The 2,500-nt window shown below is 56.9% G+C and carries 1 protein-coding gene, 1 tRNA gene and 2 rRNA genes (1 of these 4 only partly in view); 1 reads left to right on the plus strand and 3 read right to left on the minus strand.

Annotation, left to right across the window (positions count from 1 at the left end; genetic code table 11):
• A partial coding sequence (locus EOA79_RS33145) for a hypothetical protein (RefSeq protein ID WP_206639231.1) occupies positions 1–201 on the plus strand: 201 nt, incomplete at its 5' end.
• On the opposite strand, the gene EOA79_RS05925 is transcribed toward EOA79_RS33145, so the two are convergent.
• From EOA79_RS05925 to EOA79_RS05935, 3 genes are all read right to left on the minus strand, one after another.
• Positions 172–248, minus strand: a tRNA-Met gene (locus tag EOA79_RS05925). The two genes, EOA79_RS33145 and EOA79_RS05925, sit on opposite strands and share 30 nt — an antisense overlap.
• Positions 249–458: 210 nt before the next feature.
• Positions 459–573: ribosomal RNA gene (rrf, locus tag EOA79_RS05930) — 5S ribosomal RNA — on the minus strand.
• A gap of 319 nt (positions 574–892) precedes the next feature.
• A 23S ribosomal RNA gene (locus EOA79_RS05935) occupies positions 893–2,500 on the minus strand (it continues 1,321 nt past the right edge of the window).

Here is a 2,500-nt window from a genome sequence, read left to right on the forward strand (position 1 = left end):
GCCGCAAACGCAAACGGCCTGCGTTGGCGGGCCGGTCTGGATTGGTGTGGGGATTTGGCTTTTCTGCCGGCGCTGCGTCGGTTCGCTGCTTGCGGGCCTGATGACCGCTCACATTCGCCGGCCAGTATGGCCAGCTACAAAAACGCCCGCACGAGGCGGGCGTTTTTGGATTGGTTGCGGGGACAGGATTTGAACCTGTGACCTTCAGGTTATGAGCCTGACGAGCTACCGGGCTGCTCCACCCCGCGTCACCATAGAGGTAAGTTTGCGCTTACCGTATTCAAGGGACCGCCCAATGAAAGGGCCGCTTGCGCGGCCCGGGATCCCGTTTGGCGGGCCTCATGCATGTCGCTCAAAAGTGTTAGCGGTTTTGAGGCAACGACATGCATCACAACAATCGCAAGGAGAAGATTTGTCTGCATCCGGATCCGGATGTGAGATGAACGTGCGCTTGGCAGACCTGGCAGCGACCTACTCTCCCGCGTCTTGAGACGAAGTACCATCAGCGCTGGAGCGTTTCACGGCCGAGTTCGGAATGGGATCGGGTGCAGCCGCTCCGCCATAACCACCAGGTCGGCGAAACGCACGTTCAAATCGAGAAGCTGTTCAAGCGCGATCCGAGGATCGTCGCCAAGCGCGATCCGAGGATCGTCGCCAAGCGCGATCCGAGGATCGTCGCCAAGCGCGATCCGAGGATCGTCGCAGCGCGATCCAAAGGATCGTCGTTTTGTGCCAAGGCGACGTCTGCGTTTTGCCTACGGGCGAAGCCCGCAAGCGCGACTGCGCGTCGCCGGTCGTCCGGCGCCCTCGCGGAGCATAGGCCCGTAAGGGCCGCTCATGCGTGAGCGCTGGCAGACCATCCGACTTTGTCGGATGGATATTAGGAATGAGAACGATCAAGCCGATCGAACTATTAGTACCGGTAAGCTTCAAGCGTTGCCGCTCTTCCACACCCGGCCTATCAACGTGGTCGTCTTCCACGGTTCTCAGGGAATACTCGTTTCAAGGTGGGTTTCCCGCTTAGATGCCTTCAGCGGTTATCCCGTCCGGATATAGCTACCCTGCAATGCGGCTGGCGCCACAACAGGTCCACCAGAGATCCGTCCATCCCGGTCCTCTCGTACTAGGGACAGATCCTTTCAATATTCCTACACCCACGGCAGATAGGGACCGAACTGTCTCACGACGTTCTGAACCCAACTCACGTACCGCTTTAAATGGCGAACAGCCATACCCTTGGGACCTGCTCCAGCCCCAGGATGCGATGAGTCGACATCGAGGTGCCAAACAACCCCGTCGATATGGACTCTTGGGGGTCATCAGCCTGTTATCCCCGGCGTACCTTTTATCCGTTGAGCGATGGCCCTTCCACACGGGACCACCGGATCACTATGACCGACTTTCGTCTCTGCTCGACTTGTCAGTCTCGCAGTCAGGCAGGCTTATGCCATTGCACTCAGCGAACGATTTCCGACCGTTCTGAGCCCACCATCGCGCGCCTCCGTTACTCTTTAGGAGGCGACCGCCCCAGTCAAACTACCCACCATACATTGTCCCGGACCCGGATAACGGGCCGCGGTTAGACATCCATAGTGATAAGGGTGGTATTTCAAGGGTGGCTCCACCTGAGCTGGCGCCCAGGCTTCAAAGCCTACCACCTATCCTACACATGCCACTACGAATGCCAATGTAAAGCTATAGTAAAGGTGCACGGGGTCTTTCCGTCTAACCGCAGGAACCCCGCATCTTCACGGGGAATTCAATTTCACTGAGTCTATGCTGGAGACAGCGGGGAAGTCGTTACGCCATTCGTGCAGGTCGGAACTTACCCGACAAGGAATTTCGCTACCTTAGGACCGTTATAGTTACGGCCGCCGTTTACTGGGGCTTCGATTCAGAGCTTGCACCCCTCCTCTTAACCTTCCAGCACCGGGCAGGCGTCAGACCCTATACGTCGTCTTGCGACTTCGCAGAGCCCTGTGTTTTTGATAAACAGTCGCTACCCCCTGGTCTGTGCCACCCTCCTCTGCTTGCGCAAAAAAGGGTCACGCTTCTTCCGAAGTTACGCGTGCAATTTGCCGAGTTCCTTCAGCATAGTTCTCTCAAGCGCCTTGGTATACTCTACCAGACCACCAGTGTCGGTTTCGGGTACGGTCTATAAGGAGGAGCTATTTCCTGGAACCACTCCGCTGCCCTTTCAATCCGATAAGATTGGACAACTTGTGTGATCCGTCACTACCTCCAGGCTCACGAATATTAACGTGATTCCCATCGACTACGCGTTTCCGCCTCGTCTTAGGGGCCGGCTAACCCTGCTCAGATTAACTTTAAGCAGGAACCCTTGGTCTTTCGGCGGGGGAGTCTCTCACTCCCCTTACGTTACTCATGTCAGCATTCGCACTTCTGATACCTCCACCGCCCCTCACGGGTACGGCTTCACTGGCTTACAGAACGCTCCGCTACCGCTCGTGATTGCTCACGAACCCTAAGCTTCGGTGTA

It is taken from the genome of Mesorhizobium sp. M1A.F.Ca.IN.020.03.2.1 (genome assembly GCF_004023205.1).
In the GTDB taxonomy this organism is placed as follows: domain Bacteria; phylum Pseudomonadota; class Alphaproteobacteria; order Rhizobiales; family Rhizobiaceae; genus Mesorhizobium.